Source organism: Stenotrophomonas sp. YJH_SMC_36, assembly GCF_059369935.1.
The window spans coordinates 179,162-198,487 of sequence record NZ_JCAFTD010000008.1 but is presented as its reverse complement, the minus strand read 5'-3'; the positions used below and the strand labels follow the sequence as shown (position 1 = coordinate 198,487).

The following is a 19,326-nucleotide window of genomic DNA, read 5'->3' as shown; positions in this document are numbered from 1 at the left end:
TTACCTAGGCCGGGCCCCGCCGGAGGAATTCATCCTGGTTCAACGCGAAGCACAATACAGAACGGTTATGCTGCGACCCGAATGGCCCACGTGACCCAGAACCTCGCCCCCCAGCTCGAACAGGACGCCCACGACCCCGGGCTGATCCGCCTGTCCGGCCACTGGACCTTGAAGACCGCGCTCGCCGCGGCCGAGGTGCTGCGCGCCGTTCCCGACAAACTGACCGGCATTGACGCCACGGGCATCGAGCAGCTCGATTCGGCCGGCGTACTGCAGCTGTTGCGCGTGGCCCATCGCGCCGACCTCGGTGAGGATGCGCTGCAGTTCCGGCCGGATCACCAGGCACTGGTGTGCACCATCGAGGAAGTGGCCGACGACCGGCCCAAGCCCAAGCGCGACTTCGGCGTGCTGGCCGCGCTGGAACGGCTGGGCGTCAGCATGCATGGCACCGGCCACAACATCGTGGCCCTGGCCAGCTTCCTCGGTGAGGCGATGGTCAAGACCGCTCGCCTGGTCAAGCAGCCGCGGCGCTTCCGCCTCACCGCCACCGTGCATCAGATGGAGCAGGTGGGCCTGGACGCCGTGCCGCTGGTGGCGCTGCTGTCCTACCTGGTCGGTGCGGTGATCGCGTTCCTGGGCTCGACCATCCTGCGCGACTTCGGCGCGGAGATCTACGTGGTCGAGCTGGTCAACATCGCCTTCCTGCGCGAGTTCGCCGTGCTGCTGACCGCGATCGTGCTGGCCGGCCGCACGGCAAGCGCGTTCACCGCGCAGATCGGCGCGATGAAGGCCCGCGAGGAGATCGATGCGATGCGCACGCTGGGCCTGGACCCGATCGATCTGCTGGTACTGCCGCGCCTGTTCGCGCTGCTGGTGACCCTGCCGCTGCTGACCTTCATCGCGATGATTGCCGGCCTGGCCGGCGGCATCACTGTCGGCGCGTTCGATCTGGACATTCCGCCGCAGATGTACATCGCGCGGATGCACGACACGATGGAGGTGCGGCACATGCTGGTCGGCCTGTCCAAGGCGCCCGTCTTCGCGGTGGTGATCGGCCTGATCGGCTGCCTGGAGGGCCTGAAGGTCACCGGCACCGCACAGTCGGTCGGCGAGCGCACCACATCCAGCGTGGTGCAGACCATCTCGCTGGTGATCATCATCGACGCCTTTGCGGCGTTGTGGTTCATGCATATGGACTGGTGACATGAACACGACCTCCGGTTCCGGCACCTTCGAGATGCGTGATGACGATGGCCATGACCTGGCCATCCGCGTGCGTGGGCTGGTCAACCGCTTCGGCAGCCAGACCGTCCATGAGGACCTCGACCTGGACGTGCGGCGCGGCGAGATCCTCGGCGTCGTCGGCGGCTCGGGCACCGGCAAGTCCGTGCTGATGCGCTCGATCCTGGGCCTGCGCGTGCCGGATGAAGGACAGATCGAAGTGCTCGGCCGCGATGCGCGTGCCGACGATGCCGAAAGCCGGCTGCATATCGAGCGCAACACCGGCGTGCTGTTCCAGGATGGCGCGCTGTTCTCCTCGCTGACCGTCGGCGAGAACGTGCAGGTTCCGCTGAAGGAGCATCATCGCGACCTTCCCGAACGCTGGCACTACGAGCTGGCACTGCTGAAGGTGAAGCTGGCCGGCCTGCCCGCCGATGCGATCAACAAGCTGCCCTCTCAGCTGTCCGGCGGCATGCGCAAGCGTGCCGGCTTGGCCCGCGCGCTGGCACTGGACCCGCCGCTGCTGTTTCTGGACGAACCGACCGCCGGCCTGGACCCGATCGGCGCGGCGGCCTTCGACCGGCTGATCAAGACCCTGCAGGAAGCGCTGGGCCTGACCGTGTTCCTGATCACCCATGACCTGGACACGCTGTACGCCATCTGCGACCGCGTCGCCGTGCTGGCCGATCACAAGGTGATCGCCAACGCACCGCTTGCGGAAATCGAGAAACTGGATCATCCGTGGATCCAGGAATACTTCCACGGACCACGTGCGCGTGCCGCGCGTGGTGAACAGATCGAGAGTGCCTGAGCCATGGAAACCAAAGCCAACTACGTGCTGATCGGCGCGTTCACCCTGATCACCGGCCTGGCCCTGCTGGCCTTCGGCCTGTGGGCAGCCAAGTACTCTTCCGACCGCACCTGGCAGGAATACCGCGTGGTGTTCCGCGAGGCGGTGACCGGCCTGTCGGTCGGCAGCCCGGTGCAGTACAACGGCATCGCGGTCGGCTCGATCATCGAGCTGAACCTGGTACCGGACGATCCGCGCCAGGTGGTGGCGCGCATCCGCCTGAACTCCACCACGCCGGTGAAGACCGATACCCGTGCCAAGCTGGCGATCACCAGCCTGACCGGTCCGTCGATCATCCAGCTCAGCGGTGGCACGCCGCAGTCGCCGGCACTGACCACGGTCAACAAGGACCCGGCGCCGATCATCCCGACCACGCCTTCGGCACTGCAGAACATCACCGATGTGGCCAACCGCATCGTCGAGCGCATGGACCAGATCCTCAGCGATCGCAACGTGGCGTCGATCAACGCGACCCTGGCCAACCTGGAAACCATCAGCGGCGGACTGGCCGACCGTGACCAGGGCACACAGGCGCTGCTGCTCAGCGCGCGCGATGCCGCACGCAGCCTGGACACCACGCTGAAGACCACCAACGGCACCATCGAGCGCCTCGACAAGAACCTGGTGCAGCAGCTGCCGGGCATCATCGACAAGCTCGACGCTACCCTGGTCAAGCTCGATTCGGCTGCCGGCAATGCCGATTCGATCCTTGGCGAGAACCGCGCCGCGATCAACAGCTTCGCCAATGACGGGCTCGGCCAGCTGGGCCCGACCCTGACCGAACTGCGTGGCCTGATCCGCGACCTGCGCCGGGTCAGCGACCGCCTCGAGAACAACCCCGCGCGCTATCTGCTCGGCCGCGATGCCCCGAAGGAGTTCGAACCCAAATGAGCCCGACCCTCTTCCCACGCCTGCTGCTGCCAGGCCTGGCCCTGGCGCTGCTGTCGGGCTGCTCGATCCTCGGCAGCGGCGACAAGAATCCCGTCACCCTGTACTCGCCTGCCGTGCAGGTGAAGGTCGATCCCAGCTGGCCCCAGGTCGCCTGGCAGCTGGTGCTGGCCAAACCCAGCGCGGCGCGCATGGTCGACAGCCCGCGCATCAACGTGCGTCCCACGCCGTCGGAGCTGGAGATCTACAGGGGTGCCAGCTGGGCCCAGCCGGCCACCGACATGATCGAGGACACGCTGCTGCGCGGTTTCGAGGACTCCGGCCGCATCAACGGCGTGGCCCGCACCGCCGCCGGTATCCGCGCCGATTACAAGCTGTCCACGGACATCCGTCGTTTCGAATCGGACTACCAGGGCCAGACCACGCCGACGGTGGTGATCGAACTCAATGCCAAGCTGATCCACGTGGCCGACCAGCGCGTGGTCGCTGATCGCACCTTCCGCCAGGCGCAGCCCGTTGGCAGTACCGATGTGCCGGCGGTTGCGGCGGCGTTCGAACGTGGCCTGCAGCAGATCGCGCAGGACGTGGTCGGCTGGACGCTGGTCAGTGGGCAGAACGACAGCGCCGCAGCACCGCGCTGATCCCTCGCTCAGCGCGGCGTGATCCAACGGAATGTCAGGTTGATCCGCTCGCCCTGGGCCCGCGCCATCTTCGGCAACGCGTGCTGATAGAAGCGCTGGGTGCTGCCGGCCATCAACAGCAGATCGCCATGGCCCAGCAGGAACTCCGCCTTGCGTGCCGGCTCGTCGCGTCGTCGCAGCAGGAAACGCCGCGCCGCACCCAGGCTCAGTGAAGCGATCACCGGCGCCGGTCCCAGTTCGGGTTCGTCGTCGCTGTGCCACCCCATGTAATCGCCACCATCGCGGTATCGATTGAGCAGCACGCTGTTGAACCGGCCGATACCCTCTTCCTGCAATCGCAGGCGCAGCGCCTGCAATGCCGGCAGCCAGGGCCGCGGGACGAACTCGGCGCCGGAATACCGGTAGCGCGCCTGCGGATCGCCGATCCAACTGCTCAGCCGCGGCGAATCCACCCAGTGACCAAACATCCGGATGCGGTGCACATCCCAGGCCACCTGTTCGCCCAGTGTCCGCTGCAGCGCATCCGCCCGATCCGGCAGCAGCCAGCCCGGAACATGACGGACGTCGGCATCGGGCAGCTCGTGTGGAAACAGCATCGGGATCGCCAGGCAGTGTCGGGGCGGCACGAGGCCGCCCCGCCGGACTCAGGCACGCCGGAACGGCACGCCGGTCTTTTCCTTCAGTTCGTCCTCGTCAACCCCCGGCGCGGTCTCCACCAGCACCAGACCGGCATCGGTCACGTCGAACACAGCCAGATCGGTGATGATGCGGTCGACCACGCCCACGCCGGTCAACGGCAGCGTGCATTCGGCCAGCACCTTGTGCTCGCCGTTCTTCGCGGTGTGCTCCATCAGCACCACCACGCGCTGCACGCCGGCCACCAGGTCCATCGCGCCGCCCATGCCCTTGACCATCTTGCCGGGCACCATCCAGTTCGCCAGATCGCCCTTGTCGGTCACCTGCATCGCGCCAAGAATGGCCAGGTTGATGTGGCCGCCACGGATCATGGCGAAACTGTCATGGCTGCCGAAGTAGCTGGCACCGGCGCGCGCGGTCACGGTCTGCTTGCCGGCGTTGATCAGGTCGGCATCGACCTCGGCTTCGGTCGGGAACGGGCCGATGCCAAGCAGGCCGTTCTCGGATTGCAGCCACACGTCCACGCCTTCGGGAATGTGGTTGGCGACCAGGGTCGGCAGGCCGATGCCCAGGTTCACATAGGCACCGTCGGTCAGTTCACGGGCGGCGCGGGCCGCCATCTCATCGCGGGTCCACGCCATGTCAGTTGCCCTCCGCACGCACGGTGCGCTGCTCGATTCGCTTTTCAGGATGCGCGTTGTGCACGATGCGATGCACATAGATCCCCGGCAGATGCACCTGGTCCGGATCGATCGCACCGACCGGCACCACCTCTTCCACTTCGGCGATGCACACCTTGCCGGCCATCGCGCAGGCAGGATTGAAATTGCGCGCGGTCTTGCGGAACACCAGGTTGCCGGCTTCGTCGGCCTTCCACGCCTTCACCAGGGCAACGTCGGCACGCAGCGCGGTTTCCAGCACATAGTGCCTGCCGTCGAATTCGCGGGTCTCCTTGCCTTCGGCCACCACCGTGCCGTAGCCGGTGGCAGTGAAGAAGGCAGGAATTCCGGCGCCGCCGGCACGCAGGCGCTCGGCCAGGGTGCCCTGTGGATTGAATTCCAGCTCCAGCTCACCGGCCAGGAACTGGCGCTCGAACTCCTTGTTCTCGCCCACGTACGACGAAATCATCCTGCTGATCTGGCGTGTTTCCAGCAGCTGGCCCAGGCCGAAGCCATCGACACCGGCATTGTTGGAGATCACGGTCAGGCCCTTGACTCCACTGTCGCGCAAGGCTGCGATCAGTGCCTCGGGTATGCCACACAGGCCGAAGCCGCCGACGGCCAGCGTCTGGCCATCGGCGACCACGCCCTCCAGCGCCTGGGCCGCGCTGGCATAGCGCTTGCTGCGCTTGCCGCCGGTATTGGACTTGTCCATCGCTTTGCTGTCCCACACGGTAAGGATGCCCGCATTCTAGCGGCACACCCGCATCCGGCTGGGATGCGCCGCAGCAATTGCGGCGTGCCCTCAGCCGCGCGCGATCGCGGCCATGACCTGCTTCAGGCCGTCCTGCCACGGCGGCAGCACGATGCCCAGCGCCTGCTGCAGGGCGCTGTTGTTCAGCACCGACCAGGCCGGCCGCCGCGCCGGGGTCGGATACTCGGCACCCGGAATCGCTTCAACCACCGGCACCCTGTGCAGGACACCGGTTGCCAGCGCTTCGGCGAAGATCGCTTCAGCGAAGCCGTGCCAGCTGGTCTGGCCACTGGCGGTGAGGTGCCAGGTACCGGAGAGCGCGGCAGGATGCTGCAGCGCGAGCGCGGTGACATCGGCGATCAGCGCAGCCGGCGTCGGCGTGCCGATCTGGTCGGCCACCACACGCAGATGGTCGCGCTCTGCGCCCAGGCGCAGCATCGTGCGCAGGAAGTTCGCGCCGTGCTCGGCATACACCCATGCGGTACGGAAGATCAGGTGGCGGCCACCGGCAGCGCGCACGGCGTCTTCGCCATCGCGCTTGCTGGTGCCATACACACCCAGCGGCGCGGTCGGCTCGTCCTCGCGATAGGGCGCGGAACCTTCGCCGTCGAACACGTAGTCGGTGGAGTAATGCACGAACGGCACGCCCTGCGCCTGGCACCAGCGCGCGATCACGCCCGGGGCCTGCGCATTGGCGGCGAAGGCGGCGTCGATGTCCTGCTCGGCGCGATCCACGGCGGTATAGGCCGCCGCATTGACCACCACCGATGGCTGCACGCGATCCAGCAGCGCCGGCAGGCTCCCGGGCTGGCCGAAGTCCGCCGTCTCGCAGGGGCTGCCATCAGGCAGCTGGCCACTGCGGGTGGTGGCGACCACCGGCCCCAACGGTGCCAGCGCGCGCAGCAGCTCCTGGCCGACCTGGCCGTTGCCGCCCAGCACGAGAACCGTCATGGCGCGAAGACCGGCAGACGTTCCTCGGCGATGTCCTTCAGGAACGGCGCATGTTCGTCCTTGGGCGAGAGCGTCGGCACGCCCACCGGCCAGTCCACTGCGATGTCCGCGTCGTTCCAGCGCACTCCGGCATCGGCTTCCTTCACGTACACATCGGTGCACAGGTAGTGGAACAGCGCGGTGTCGGACAGCACGGCAAATCCGTGCGCGAAGCCTTCCGGAATCCAGAACTGGCGCTTGTTCTGCGCGCTCAGCACCACTGCTTCCCACTGGCCGAAGGTGGGCGATCCGCGGCGGATATCGACGGCCACGTCGTACACCTCGCCTTCCAGCACGCTCACCAGCTTGCCCTGCGGTCGCGGCCACTGGTAATGCAGGCCGCGCAGCACGCCCTTGCTCGATGAGGAGACATTGCTCTGCACGAAGCGGTCGGGCAGGCCCAGCTGGCCGAATCGCGCCGCGTTCCAGCCTTCGAAGAAGAAGCCGCGCTCGTCACCGAACACCGCCGGTTCAATCACCACGCATCCCGGCAACCGGGTTTCAATCACTTTCACGGAACCACTCCACGCAATGCGAGTGTGTGCAGGTACTGGCCGTAGCCATTCTTGATCAACGGAGCGGCCAGCGCTTCCAGCTGCTCGGCATTGATCCAGCCCTGCCCGAACGCCACTTCTTCCGGACAGCAGACCTGCAGGCCCTGGCGCGTCTGGATGGTCTCGATGAAGTTGGACGCTTCCAGCAGCGACTGGTGAGTGCCGGTATCCAGCCATGCATAGCCACGCCCCAGCGCCTCCAGATGCAGGCTGCCCGCACCGAGATAGCGCTGGTTGAGATCGGTGATTTCCAGCTCGCCGCGCGGCGAAGGCCTCAGCTCGGCCGCATAATCGCTGGCGTTGCCATCATAGAAATAAAGGCCGGTGACCGCGTAGTTGGAACGCGGGTTCTGCGGCTTTTCGACCAGGCCGACAACCCGGCCGTCCTTGTCGAATTCGGCCACGCCGTAACGCTCGGGATCGTTGACCCAGTAGCCGAACACGGTCGCGCCATCGGCGCGGGCGTCGGCCCGCCGGAGCACGTCGCGCAGGCCATGGCCATGGAAGATGTTGTCGCCGAGGACCAGGCAGCTGGGCTTGCCGGCGACGAACTCGCGGCCGATCAGATACGCCTGCGCCAGCCCATCCGGACTGGGCTGCACGGCGTACTGGATGTCCATGCCCCATTGCGAGCCATCACCCAGCAGCTGCTGGAACAGGGCCTGCTCATGCGGGGTGTTGATGATCAGCACTTCCCGGATGCCGGCCAGCATCAGCACGCTGAGCGGGTAGTAGATCATCGGCTTGTCGTACACGGGCAACAGCTGCTTGCTGACGCCCTTGGTGATCGGATACAGCCGGGTGCCGGTTCCGCCGGCGAGGATGATGCCCTTGCGCTGGGTCATGACGTCTCCTGGGTTCAGGCCGTAGTGCCGATGCGCTGCAGGCGGTAGCTGCCGTCAAGCACGCCCTCGACCCAGTCCTGGTTCTCCAGGTACCAGTCAACAGTGAAGGCGATGCCCTGCTCGAACGTGTGCGCCGGCTGCCAGCCCAATTCGTTCTTCAGCTTGCTGGCATCGATCGCATAGCGACGGTCATGGCCGGGGCGATCGGCCACATGGGTGATCTGGCTGCTGCGCGGCTGCCCGTCAGCGCGCGGACGGCGCTGGTCCAGCAGAGCGCAGATCGCATGCACCACCTCGATGTTCTGCCGTTCCGAATTGCCGCCCACATTGTAGGTCTCGCCCACCCGGCCCTTGGCCAGCACGGTGCGGATCGCCTCGCAGTGATCTGACACGAACAGCCAGTCACGCACCTGCCTGCCGTCGCCGTAGACCGGCAGCGGTTCGCCGGCCAGCGCCTTGGCGATCACCAGCGGGATGAGCTTTTCCGGGAAGTGGTAGGGGCCGTAGTTGTTGGAGCAGTTGGTGGTCAGCACCGGCAGCCCGTAGGTGTGGTGGAACGCACGCACCAGGTGATCGGACGCGGCCTTGGACGCCGAGTACGGCGAGTTCGGCGCGTACGGGGTGGTCTCGCTGAACGCGCCGGTCTCGCCCAGCGTGCCGTACACCTCGTCGGTGGACACATGCAGGAAGCGGAACGCTGCGCCGCGCTCGGCCGGCAACGCCTTCCAGTAGTCGCGCACCGCTTCGAGCAGGCCCAGGGTCCCCACCACATTGGTCTGGATGAAGGCCCCGGGGCCATCGATGGAGCGGTCCACGTGGCTCTCGGCTGCGAAGTTCAGCACCGCATCGGGCTGATGCTCGGCGAGCAGGCGGGCGACCCGCTCACGGTCGCCGATGTCGCCGTGCACGAACACATGGTCCGGATTACCTTCCAGGCTGGACAGCGTCTGCAGGTTGCCGGCGTAGGTCAGTGCATCGAGATTGACGACCTTGACGCCACGGGCCACGGCCTCGAGGACGAAATTGCCGCCAATGAACCCGGCGCCGCCGGTGACAATCCAAGTTGGCACTACCCGTTACTCCTGTTCGATCAAGGCTCCCGCGCCGCCTGGCAGTCGGGTGCAGCGCAGCAGGATACATCGGGCCCACCTTTACCACTGCCTCTGACGGGTGAACAGAGCCCCTTCCCTGAGAGAGCATTAGTGCGCCGCAGCACAACCATACGCATTCGCATGGTTGCCCCAAGCCAGCTAGAATCGGGATCCCACCCCCGAACCGGTTGCTGTCAGGACCGGACGTTCTCCCTGTTACTGAAGGACCCCGTACCAGATGAAAATCCTCGTCGCATACAAGCGCGTGGTGGACTACAACGTCCGCATTCAGGTCAAGCCGGACGGTTCCGGCGTGGTCACCGACGGCGTCAAGCTGTCTCCCAATCCTTTCGATGAAATCGCCCTGGAAGAAGCCCTGCGCCTGCGCGACAAGGGCATCGCCACGGAGGTGGTGGTGGCCACCATCGCCCCGGCCGACGCCCAGGCGCATCTGCGCAACGGCCTGGCCATGGGCGCCAACCGTGCCGTGCACGTGGTCACCGACCAGGCCATCCAGCCGCTGACCGCCGCGCGCACCCTGCTCAAGCTGGTCGAGAAGGAGCAGCCGGACCTGGTGATCCTCGGCAAGCAGGCCATCGACGATGATGCCAACCAGACCGGGCAGATGCTGGCCACGCTCTGGGGCCGCCCGCAGGCGACCTTCGCCAGCAAGCTGGACATCGCCGATGGCAAGGCCACGGTGACCCGTGAGGTCGACGCCGGCCTGGAAACACTGGAAGTGGATCTGCCGGCGGTCGTCACCACCGACCTGCGCCTGAACGAGCCGCGCTTCATCAAGCTGCCGGACATCATGAAGGCCAAGGCCAAGCCGCTGGAAACCCTGCAGCTGGCCGACCTCGGCGTTGAAGCCGCCGACACCTTCAAGACCACCCGGTACGCTGCGCCGTCCAAGCGCAGCAAGGGTGTAATGGTCAAGGACGCGGCCGAACTGGTGGCCGCACTCAAGCAGAAGGGGTTGCTGTAATGAGCAAGATTCTCGTCATCGCCGAGCACCACGACGGCAAGCTCAACGCCGCCACCGCCAAGACCGTCAGCGCCGCCGCTGCCATCAGCGGTGCCAGCATCGACGTGCTGGTGCTGGCCGCCGATCCGACGGCCGTCGCCGCCGAGGCCGCCAGGATCGCCGGCGTCGCCAAGGTCCTGACCGTGGCCAACGCCGCCAACGCACAGGCCCTGGCCCAGGTGCTGGCGCCGCAGATCGCACAGCTGGCCAAGGGCTACAGCCACGTGTTCGGCCCGTCCACCACCTTCGGCAAGGACCTGATGCCGTGCGTGGCCGCCCTGCTGGGTGTCAACCAGGTCTCCGACCTGATGGCCGTGGAAGGCAGCCACACCTTCAAGCGCCCGATCTACGCCGGCAACGCCATCATCACCGTGGAAGCCCCGGCCGACCAGGTCGTGGTCGCCACCGTGCGTGCCGCGTCGTGGCCGGAAGCCGCGCAGGGCGGCAGCGCTGCCATCGAAGCGGCCAGCGTGGATGCGGTACTGCCGACCCACACCCGTTTCATCGGCCTGGCCGCCGGTGCCAGCGACCGTCCGGACCTGCAGAGCGCCAAGCGCGTGGTCTCCGGTGGCCGTGGTGTCGGCTCGGAAGAGAACTTCAAGGTCGTCTTCCAGCTGGCCGACAAGCTCGGTGCCGCCGTCGGCGCCTCGCGCGCCGCCGTCGATGCCGGCTACGTGCCCAGCGACCTGCAGGTCGGCCAGACCGGCAAGATCATCGCGCCGGAGCTGTACGTGGCCGTCGGCATCAGCGGTGCGATCCAGCACCTGACCGGCATCAAGGATGCCGGCACGATCGTGGCGATCAACAAGGACGGCGATGCGCCGATCTTCGAGATTGCCGATATCGGCCTGGTCGGGGATCTGTTCACGATCCTGCCCGAACTCGAGGCCGCGCTGGGCTGAGCGCCCGCCCGGGGTGCCGCGTAATCAACAGGTTACGCGGCATTCCCTTCCTTCTGGGGCCCGCAGGGACGCTGGCCTGGCTCACCCGTCCTTGCAGTGCCTGTCGCTATAATCCGGGGTCAACCCGTGTAAGGACTGCATTGATGACGCTCCCGTGTTTCAAGGCCTATGACATCCGTGGCCGCGTTCCGGATGAACTGGATGAACGCCTTGCCCGCCGCATCGGCGCCGGCACTGCCGCGTTGCTGGGCCCGGGACCGGTGGTGGTGGGACACGATATCCGCCTGAGCAGCCCTGCCCTCCTGCAGGCCGCCATCGAAGGCCTGACCGCCAGCGGCCGCGATGTCATCGACATCGGCATGTGCGGTACCGAGGAGGTCTATTTCCAGACCTTCCACCGCAAGGCCGCCGGCGGCATCATGGTCACCGCCAGCCACAACCCGATGGACTACAACGGGATGAAGCTGGTGCGCGAGGAGTCCAAGCCCATCAGCGGCGATACCGGCCTGTTCGACATCCGCGACTTCGCCGCCTCGGAGGCGCCGCTGGGAACCGGCCAGGGCGAGGTCCGCCAGGACACCGACAAGTCCGCCTACATCCAGCACCTGCTCGGCTACGTCGACGTGGCCGGCCTGAAGCCGCTGAAGATCGTCACCAACCCCGGCAACGGTGGCGCTGGCCTGGTGATCGACGAACTGGCGCCGCACCTGCCGTTCGAGTTCATCCGCATCCAGCACGAGGCCGATGGCAGTTTCCCGAATGGCATCCCCAATCCGCTGCTGCCGGAGAACCGTGCGGCAACGCGCGATGCCGTGCGCGCGCACGGTGCCGATTTCGGCATCGCCTGGGACGGCGATTTCGATCGCTGCTTCTTCTTCGACGCCGACGGCAACTTCATCGAGGGCTACTACCTGGTCGGGCTGCTGGCGACGGCGCTGCTGGCCCGCCAGGCGGGCGGCAAGATCATCCACGACCCGCGCCTGACCTGGAACACCGTGGAAATGGTCGAGCAGGCCGGCGGCGTGCCGATCATGAGCAAGACCGGGCATGCGTTCATCAAGGAGCGCATGCGTGCCGAAGATGCCATCTATGGCGGCGAGATGAGCGCCCACCATTACTTCCGCGAGTTCGCCTACTGCGACTCGGGCATGATCCCGTGGCTGCTGATCGCGCAGCTGGTTTCCACGACCGGCAAGTCACTGGGCGAGCTGGTGGCCGATCGCATGAAGGCCTATCCGTGCAGCGGCGAGATCAACTTCCGTGTTGACGATGCCAAGGCGACCGTGGCGCGCGTGCTGGCGCATTTCCAGCAACAGCAGCCGGTACTGGACCATACCGATGGCGTCAGTGCGGATTTCGCCGACTGGCGCTTCAACCTGCGCAGCTCCAACACCGAGCCGCTGCTGCGCCTGAACATCGAAACCCGTGGCGATGACGCCCTGCTGCGCGAACGCATCGCCGAGCTGACCGCCCTGATCGGCGGCACGCCGGCAAACCATTAACCGAAGGACGCACCATGAATCCCATCGTTCCCGTCATTCTTTCCGGCGGCTCTGGCACGCGTCTGTGGCCGCTGTCGCGCGAAGCGTATCCGAAGCAGTTCCTGCCGCTGGTCGGCAACGACACGATGCTGCAGGCGACCTGGAAGCGCGTTGCGTCGATTGCCGGCGCGGCACCGATCGTGGTCGCCAACCAGGAACACCGTTTCATGGCGGCCGAGCAGCTGCGCGAATGCAAGGTGCTGCCGCAGGCGCTGATCCTCGAGCCGGTCGGCCGCAACACCGCGCCGGCGATCGCCATCGCCGCGCTGCAGGCACTGTCGGCCGGCGATGACGCGCTGCTGCTGGTGCTGCCGTCGGACCACGTGGTCCGCAACGAGGCGGCGTTCCATGCCGCGGTCAAGCAGGCCGCCGTCGCGGCCGAATCCGGCAAGCTGGTCACCTTCGGCATCGTGCCGACGGCGCCGGAGACCGGCTACGGCTACATCAAGGCCGCCACGGGTGAAGGCGTGCGTGCCGTCGACCGCTTCGTCGAGAAGCCCGACCTGGCTACCGCCGAACAGTACGTGGCATCCGGCGAGTACTTCTGGAACAGCGGCATGTTCCTGTTCAAGGCCTCGCGCTACCTGAAGGAACTGGAGACGCTGCAGCCGGCGATCCTCGCCGCCTGCCGCAATGCGCTCGACAAGGCCGCACGCGACAACGACTTCATCCGCCTCGACGCCGAGGCCTTCGCTGCCAGCCCGAACGACTCGATCGACTACGCGGTGATGGAAAAGACCGCCGATGCCGCCGTGGTACCGCTCGACGCGGAATGGAATGACGTCGGCTCGTGGTCGGCATTGTGGGAAGTGTCCGACAAGGATGCCGACGGCAACGCCTGCCATGGCGATGTCATCGCCCTGGACTGCAAGGACAGCTATGCCTATGGCAACCGCCTGATCGCGATGGTCGGCCTGCAGGACGTGGTGGTCGTGGAGACCGACGACGCCGTGTTCGTCGGCCACAAGGACCGCGTGCAGGACGTCAAGGAGATTGTCGGCCGGATCAAGCGCGAGGGCCGCAGTGAAGCTGCCGCGCACCGCAAGGTGTACCGTCCGTGGGGCGCCTACGATTCCATCGACAACGGCGACCGCTTCCAGGTCAAGCGCATCACCGTCAAGCCGGGCGCGACCCTGAGCCTGCAGATGCATCACCACCGCGCCGAGCACTGGATCGTGGTCAGCGGCACGGCCGAGGTGACCCGGGGCGACGAGGTCATCCTGCTGTCGGAAAACCAGAGCACGTACATCCCGCTGGGCGTCACCCATCGCCTGAAGAACCCGGGCAAGCTGCCGCTGGAGTTGATCGAAGTGCAGTCGGGCAGCTACCTGGGCGAGGACGATATCGTTCGTTTCGAAGACCAGTACGGCCGCGCGGGAGGCTGATCGGTGAGTGCTTCGGGTGCCGGCCGTTCGAGGCCGTTGTGTGTTGATCTGGACGGCACCCTGCTGCGCAGTGACCTGTTGTACGAGACCTTCCTGAGGATGCTGGCACGGCAGCCCTGGATGCTGTTCGTGCTGCCGTTCTGGCTGCTGCGTGGCAAGGCGCACCTGAAGCACCAGCTGGCGGTGCACGGTGCCGGCGATCCGGCACTGCTGCCGTATGACCCGCGCGTGGTCGAACTGCTGCGGACCAGCAGTGATCGCAGGCGGGTCCTGTGCACGGCATCGGACGCGGCACTGGTGGAGCCGATCGCGCGCCATCTGGGCGTGTTCGACGACGTGTTCTGCAGCGATGGACACACCAATCTTGCCGGCCATCGCAAGGCCGATCTGCTGGTGGAGCAGTTCGGCGAGCGCGGTTTCGACTACATGGGCAACGCGCGGGTCGATCTGGCCATCTGGAAGCACGCGCATTCGGCCTGGGTGGTCAACGCCAGTGCCGGTGTCGCCCGCGCTGCGGCGCACTGTTCGGAGCTTGCCGCCCACTGGCCCCGCGAAGGCGGCGGCCCACGCGCCTGGCTCAAGGCGATGCGTGTCCACCAGTGGCTGAAGAACGTGCTGGTATTCGTGCCATTGCTGGCGAGTCATCGTTTCCTGGAGCTGGAGACCACGCTCAACGCGGTGCTGGCGTTCATCGCCTTCGGGCTGTGCGCATCCGGCGTGTATCTGTTCAATGATCTGCTGGACCTCGACTCGGACCGGCAGCATCCGCGCAAGCGCAAGCGCCCGTTCGCCTGTGGCCGGCTGGATCTGCGTTCGGGGCTGCTGGCCACGCCGGTACTGACCCTGGCCGGCTTCTTGCTGGCGGCCATTGTCGCCCCTGCATTCCTGCTGGTACTGGCCATCTATTTCTGCCTCACCCTGGCCTATTCGCTGCGGATGAAGCAGGTGGTGATGATCGATGTGGTGATGCTGGCCGCGCTCTACACCATCCGCATCGTCGGCGGTGCCGCGGCAATCGACGTCACGCTTTCGTTCTGGCTGCTGACCTTCTCGATGTTCATCTTCCTCAGCCTGGCCATGCTCAAGCGCTACACCGAACTGCGCATGACGCTGGCCAGCGGCAAGGAGAAGCCCAGCGGGCGTGGCTACCACGTCGAGGACCTGGGACTGGTACAGGCCCTGGGTACCGCGTCGGGCATGGCGTCGGTACTCGTGCTGTGCCTGTACATCAACGCGCCGGAAAGCCAGGAGCTCTACGGGCATCCGCTGTTCCTGTGGCTGCTGTGCCCGGTCCTGCTCTACTGGATCTGCCGCACCTGGCTGCTGGCCCACCGTGGACAGATGCACGACGACCCGGTCGTGTTCGCAGTGAAGGATCCCGGCAGCCTGATCACGGTGCTGGTGGGTGGCCTGTCGGTACTGGCGGCGATCTGACTCAGGCACATCACGGCTGCGCCACCGGCGCGCAGCCCGTCATTCGAGCGCGGGGAATGACGGTGCCATCGCTGCCCGCAGGCAGCGCTGGCAACCCGGCCAGGTCGGATCAGGCCGGACGCTCGGGTCCGGTGCGATCGAGCAGCATGGCTTCCTGCAGATCGTAGAAGCGCCGCAGCGGATAGGCCTGCAGTGCCTGTGCCCGTACCTCGGCACGGCTTGCCGCATCGCGGCTGGCCATCAGGCGCAGCATCGCTGCCGCCAGTGCCGGTGCATCGCCGACCGGCACCACCTCGCCATTGCCGGTGTTCTGCACGATGGTGCGCACGCCCGGCAGGTTCGACGCGATCACCCGTGAACCACTGAGCATCGCCTCCAGCTGCACCATGCCGAACGCTTCATAGCGGTTGACGCTGGGCAGTACCAGCACATCAAGCTGCGCATAGAACGCCTGCAGTTCCTGTTCGCTGACGCGACCGCGCACGTCGACCGCATCCCCCAGCGCGGCGATGCTGCCGTGGATGGCATCCATGATGCCGCCGCCGGCGATGTTGTGGGTATCCCCGACCAGCACCAGGCGGACACGGTCGCCATGCAGGGCATGGACCTGGCTGAAGGCCTCCAGCAGGACGGGCAGGCCTTTCTCGGCGACGAAGCGGCCCACGAAACCAAAGCGGAACACCCCGTCGGTACTCGCCGGGCGATCCTGCCAGGGCATCGCCTTCATCGGCGCCAGCACTTCATGCTGCTTGTGACGGATACCGGACAACCAGGCCGATGAGCTCGCGTAATCGTGGGTGAGCACCCCGACATCACGGGCGCGCCGCGTGGCCAGCCAGCAGGACACACGGGTGACGTTCACCGCCAGCCGGTCCAGCAGTCCACCCACCACGGCCATGTCGCACTGGTAGTTCACCACCAGCTTGCGGGCAGGAACCAGCAATGACAGCAGGCCCGATTCCAGCATCGGCATATGCAGGTTGACCACATCATGCTGCCGCGCCAGTCGGCGGAACCAGGTGATGAACTTCCAGCTCAGGACGCCTTTGTGCATGCGGGCGAACACCGGTGCGCGCACCACGCGCACGCCGTTGATGGTCTCTTCCACCGGCAGGGATGCATCGTGCTGGGTGGTGAGCACGGTGACCTCGTGGCGATGGGACAGGTCCTCGGCAAGCATCCGCGCGAATTCAGTCACCCCGCTCATGTAGGGCGTGTAGTAGGTCAGGACGATCAGGATCTTCATGCTCAGCTCGCGCTCACAAGTACCACGCCCAGCACGATCAGGCCGATGCCGGCCATGCGCAGTGGGCCGATGTGCTCGCCCAGGAACAGCACGGCAAGCACCGGTGTCACCACGTAGGTCAGGGCGATCATCGGCTGCAGCTTGGTCAGTGGCATGTACTTGAGCAGCACCACCCACGACACCAGCGGGATCATCTGCAGGATGAAGCCGGTCACCAGTGGCAGGTTGAACGCAGACGACAGCATGGGCAGGAGGCCATCGGAATAGGTGACACGCCCTGCCCCGACCTTCAGCAGGACGGTTCCACAGGCGCCGAGGATGACCAGGCCGAAGACGATCAGGAGTTGCATGGGAGACCTCTTGCGCCGTGGCCGTGGCCCGACGCTGTTCGATGGATGATTGCGAAGACCGTCATTCTGCCGGCTCGGCAGGCACGCCGCAGCTGATGCGGGCGTGGGACACGTTGGCGAACAGAGGCCGGGGATCGGTTGATAGACCCAACGCCTGCGGCGACGCAACCGGCCAATCCGGCGCGAGGACGACCACCGAGCTGCCGCCGGCCAGCTGCAGACTGACCTCGCCCTGGTGCCCGTCGACGGTTGCTGCTTCCACACCGTTGACGGTCACATGGATACGTCCCTCGGCGGGTGGCTGCAGCAGATCCAGATCAACCTGCAGTCGTGCGCCCGCACATCCTTTGGGCACGAAGGTTTCAAGGCTGAAGGCGCCGCGGGTCCAGCAGTGATCCTGTTCGCAGGTGTGCCAGCCCGTACCCGCCTGGGCCAGCGGCAACTGACCGGACTGCAGCGAGAACAATGCGAATGTGGGATCTTCCAGGAGCGGGGCAGTACCCGGCGGCAGCGCTGGGCCCGTCCCGGGCTGCCTGAGTACCAGCAGCCAATCGGGTGATTCGGCACCGCGCAGGCTGTCATTTAACAGGGCATCGCTGTACCCCACCGGAGCGTCGCCACGGTCGGCAATGCGCGCGCGCACCCCGCGCCGATGCAGCTCCAGCACAGCAAAGTCCTGCTTGACGTAGCGCTCCGGCCCGTTGACCCCGGACGTGTCGATGACAACCTCATCTCCCTTCTGCGGCAGCCTGATCGCTTCCGAGAGGGCATGGGTGATACCCGAAGGCACATGCGAGACCAGGATCGATCGCGAACGCACGGCGTAGGCCGCCGACAGCGCCCCCAGCGTCGCCATCAGCAGCAGTACCACACCTGTGCGGCCGCGACGGCGCGCATGGCGCAGCAGAAGCCAGCTCAACAGCGCCACCCATGCCGGCCCGAGCACCTGCACCAGCTTGTGCTCGCCGTACTGATAGCCATGGCTCTGCACATAGGCAACCAGCACCATGCTGGCTGCCAGCAAGCCGACGAAGAACCGCCAGCGTCCTTCCCGGATGGAAAGCCATGCAGTGGACGCCATCAGCACCAGCCCGAGCATGATGGCTTCCGGATTCACGGCAGGTTCGCCGGTCATCAACAGGCCGGCGAAGGGAGCCGACAGCCACCAACCCCAGAAGGGCTGCCGGATGTACCAGCTGGGCCACGACGACTGCGCGACGATGCCACTGACCTGGGCATAGGATGCCATCAGCTCGGGCAGCATCCGGTTGAGGACGATCGCGCAGGCCAGCATCGCCAGCAGGCCGCCCAGCAGGAACACCCGCCAAGAACGCAGCCACATGGCCGTCACCAGTACGGCCAGGGCCACGATCATGCACGCATGCACCGCCGCTTCGCCGTATGCCATGCCGGTACAGCCCGCGGCTGCACCCAGCATGATCCACTTTGCACCCAGCGACTGCATTGGCGTAAGCGCCCACAGCACGATCATCATCAGCAGGGCGCCCGCCATCGCCGTACCGATGTTCTCGTTGACCACCGCAAGCATCATGCCGGTACCCAGCATGCACAGCACCGCCAGCAGGAAGGCCACCGCGGTTCCCCGCGGCCAGCGACGCGCGCCGCCGAAGCGGCCTGCCATCGAGGGCAGCATGCCGAGCACCGGGAACAGTGCGGCGGTACCGATCATCGCCCGCACCTGGTTTGGGCCTGCCTCCGGCACGAAGCTGGACGCCAGTGCCAACAGGCTGTACGCCCCATTGCGCTGCACGATGCAGCCGTTGCCGATGAACTGCATGCCCTGACCGCATTGCCCCAGCGCCCACTCGCGGGCCACCGTGGCCTGCTCGACCCAGAGCGGGTGTTGCATGGCCCATTTGGCACCGCCGTAGAAGAACACCAGATCATGGTTGGTGCCTTCAAGCATCCACAGATGCCGGGAGGCGAACATGAGATTCCACCATGCGACCAGCAGAACGCCCGCAAGCAGACTGATCGTGAACGCCCAGATCGACGCATGGGCGAGCGGATCGGCGAAGCCACGGCGAAGCGCCACGAGGGCTCCCACGGCCCCGCTGATCAGGAAACAGGGAAACACCACGTAGCCGGGCAGCCACGCATTGGCATTCATCAGCAGGGCCAGTACGCACACGCTTGCGAGCAGCAACGCCTGGACCGGCCCGATCTGTCGCAGATGCGGACTCACGCGGATGCCGGCGACGGCCAGCAGGGTCGAGCTGCCGATGACAGCAAGACACATCGCCAATACCGGCGCAATCAGTTGCCAGACATAATGCACTGCGTGTTCTCCCTGC

19 protein-coding genes are annotated in these 19,326 nt (G+C 66.3%); 9 read left to right on the top strand and 10 right to left on the bottom strand.

Annotated elements, in window-relative coordinates; all coding sequences use genetic code 11:
* Positions 1-81: 81 nt before the first annotated feature.
* From AC5P76_RS16515 to AC5P76_RS16500, 4 genes are read left to right on the top strand one after another with little or no spacing between them, the layout of a single operon-like run.
* Positions 82-1,203: an ABC transporter permease gene (locus AC5P76_RS16515; protein WP_053516957.1), complete on the top strand. Its 1,122-nt coding sequence runs from the start codon at positions 82-84 to the stop codon at positions 1,201-1,203.
* A gap of 1 nt (position 1,204) precedes the next feature.
* Positions 1,205-2,032, top strand: coding sequence for an ABC transporter ATP-binding protein (locus AC5P76_RS16510; RefSeq protein WP_053516958.1), 828 nt, complete (start codon positions 1,205-1,207; stop codon positions 2,030-2,032).
* Positions 2,033-2,035: 3 nt separating this feature from the next.
* Positions 2,036-2,962: an MlaD family protein gene (locus AC5P76_RS16505; protein ID WP_128988236.1), complete on the top strand. Its 927-nt coding sequence runs from the start codon at positions 2,036-2,038 to the stop codon at positions 2,960-2,962.
* The gene (locus AC5P76_RS16500; RefSeq protein ID WP_053516961.1) at positions 2,959-3,600 is read left to right on the top strand and encodes an ABC-type transport auxiliary lipoprotein family protein; all 642 of its coding nucleotides are present in this window, start codon (positions 2,959-2,961) and stop codon (positions 3,598-3,600) included. Before AC5P76_RS16505 ends, AC5P76_RS16500 begins: the two co-directional genes overlap by 4 nt.
* Before the next feature lie 8 nt (positions 3,601-3,608).
* Here AC5P76_RS16500 and AC5P76_RS16495 read toward each other — a convergent pair whose 3' ends face one another.
* The 7 genes from AC5P76_RS16495 to rfbB all read right to left on the bottom strand — a co-directional run bounded on the left by AC5P76_RS16495 (position 3,609) and on the right by rfbB (position 9,108).
* Positions 3,609-4,196 (bottom strand): alpha-ketoglutarate-dependent dioxygenase AlkB family protein, encoded by a 588-nt coding sequence (locus AC5P76_RS16495; RefSeq protein ID WP_164152899.1) that lies wholly within the window; start codon positions 4,194-4,196, stop codon positions 3,609-3,611.
* 48 nt (positions 4,197-4,244) lie between these two features.
* Positions 4,245-4,877 (bottom strand): CoA transferase subunit B, encoded by a 633-nt coding sequence (locus AC5P76_RS16490; RefSeq protein WP_065175345.1) that lies wholly within the window; start codon positions 4,875-4,877, stop codon positions 4,245-4,247.
* Between the two features lies 1 nt (position 4,878).
* On the bottom strand, positions 4,879-5,610 hold the full coding sequence (locus AC5P76_RS16485) for a CoA transferase subunit A (RefSeq protein WP_053516964.1): 732 nt from the start codon (positions 5,608-5,610) through the stop codon (positions 4,879-4,881).
* Between the two features lie 90 nt (positions 5,611-5,700).
* Positions 5,701-6,600, bottom strand: coding sequence for a dTDP-4-dehydrorhamnose reductase (rfbD, locus tag AC5P76_RS16480; RefSeq protein WP_253120244.1), 900 nt, complete (start codon positions 6,598-6,600; stop codon positions 5,701-5,703).
* Complete coding sequence (rfbC, locus tag AC5P76_RS16475) at positions 6,597-7,154, bottom strand: dTDP-4-dehydrorhamnose 3,5-epimerase (RefSeq protein WP_253120241.1); 558 nt, start codon at positions 7,152-7,154, stop codon at positions 6,597-6,599. The genes rfbD and rfbC overlap by 4 nt, the downstream gene beginning before the upstream one ends.
* The gene (gene rfbA / locus AC5P76_RS16470) at positions 7,151-8,038 is read right to left on the bottom strand and encodes a glucose-1-phosphate thymidylyltransferase RfbA (protein ID WP_193396183.1); all 888 of its coding nucleotides are present in this window, start codon (positions 8,036-8,038) and stop codon (positions 7,151-7,153) included. The genes rfbC and rfbA overlap by 4 nt, the downstream gene beginning before the upstream one ends.
* A 14-nt stretch (positions 8,039-8,052) precedes the next feature.
* Positions 8,053-9,108 (bottom strand): dTDP-glucose 4,6-dehydratase, encoded by a 1,056-nt coding sequence (rfbB, locus tag AC5P76_RS16465; RefSeq protein WP_065175347.1) that lies wholly within the window; start codon positions 9,106-9,108, stop codon positions 8,053-8,055.
* A 259-nt stretch (positions 9,109-9,367) separates the two neighbouring features.
* Between rfbB and AC5P76_RS16460 the strand changes: the two genes are divergently transcribed.
* From AC5P76_RS16460 to AC5P76_RS16440, 5 genes are all read left to right on the top strand, one after another.
* Positions 9,368-10,114: an electron transfer flavoprotein subunit beta/FixA family protein gene (locus tag AC5P76_RS16460; RefSeq protein ID WP_053516970.1), complete on the top strand. Its 747-nt coding sequence runs from the start codon at positions 9,368-9,370 to the stop codon at positions 10,112-10,114.
* Complete coding sequence (locus tag AC5P76_RS16455; protein ID WP_253120238.1) at positions 10,114-11,055, top strand: electron transfer flavoprotein subunit alpha/FixB family protein; 942 nt, start codon at positions 10,114-10,116, stop codon at positions 11,053-11,055. The genes AC5P76_RS16460 and AC5P76_RS16455 overlap by 1 nt, the downstream gene beginning before the upstream one ends.
* A 143-nt stretch (positions 11,056-11,198) precedes the next feature.
* A complete protein-coding gene (locus AC5P76_RS16450; protein WP_053516973.1) occupies positions 11,199-12,557 on the top strand; it encodes a phosphohexomutase domain-containing protein in 1,359 nt (452 codons plus the stop codon).
* Between the two features lie 14 nt (positions 12,558-12,571).
* Positions 12,572-13,981 (top strand): mannose-1-phosphate guanylyltransferase/mannose-6-phosphate isomerase, encoded by a 1,410-nt coding sequence (locus AC5P76_RS16445; RefSeq protein WP_065175349.1) that lies wholly within the window; start codon positions 12,572-12,574, stop codon positions 13,979-13,981.
* A 3-nt stretch (positions 13,982-13,984) separates the two neighbouring features.
* The gene (locus AC5P76_RS16440; protein WP_197572361.1) at positions 13,985-15,415 is read left to right on the top strand and encodes a UbiA family prenyltransferase; all 1,431 of its coding nucleotides are present in this window, start codon (positions 13,985-13,987) and stop codon (positions 15,413-15,415) included.
* Positions 15,416-15,524: 109 nt separating this feature from the next.
* On the opposite strand, the gene AC5P76_RS16435 is transcribed toward AC5P76_RS16440, so the two are convergent.
* The 3 genes from AC5P76_RS16435 to AC5P76_RS16425 form a co-directional block, all read right to left on the bottom strand.
* Complete coding sequence (locus AC5P76_RS16435; protein WP_111186688.1) at positions 15,525-16,661, bottom strand: glycosyltransferase family 4 protein; 1,137 nt, start codon at positions 16,659-16,661, stop codon at positions 15,525-15,527.
* Positions 16,662-16,663: 2 nt separating this feature from the next.
* Positions 16,664-17,011 (bottom strand): EamA family transporter, encoded by a 348-nt coding sequence (locus AC5P76_RS16430; RefSeq protein WP_053516976.1) that lies wholly within the window; start codon positions 17,009-17,011, stop codon positions 16,664-16,666.
* Between the two features lie 61 nt (positions 17,012-17,072).
* Entirely contained in the window at positions 17,073-19,271 is a 2,199-nt protein-coding gene (locus AC5P76_RS16425; RefSeq protein ID WP_253120235.1) for a hypothetical protein, read from the bottom strand.
* Between the last annotated feature and the right edge of the window lie 55 nt (positions 19,272-19,326).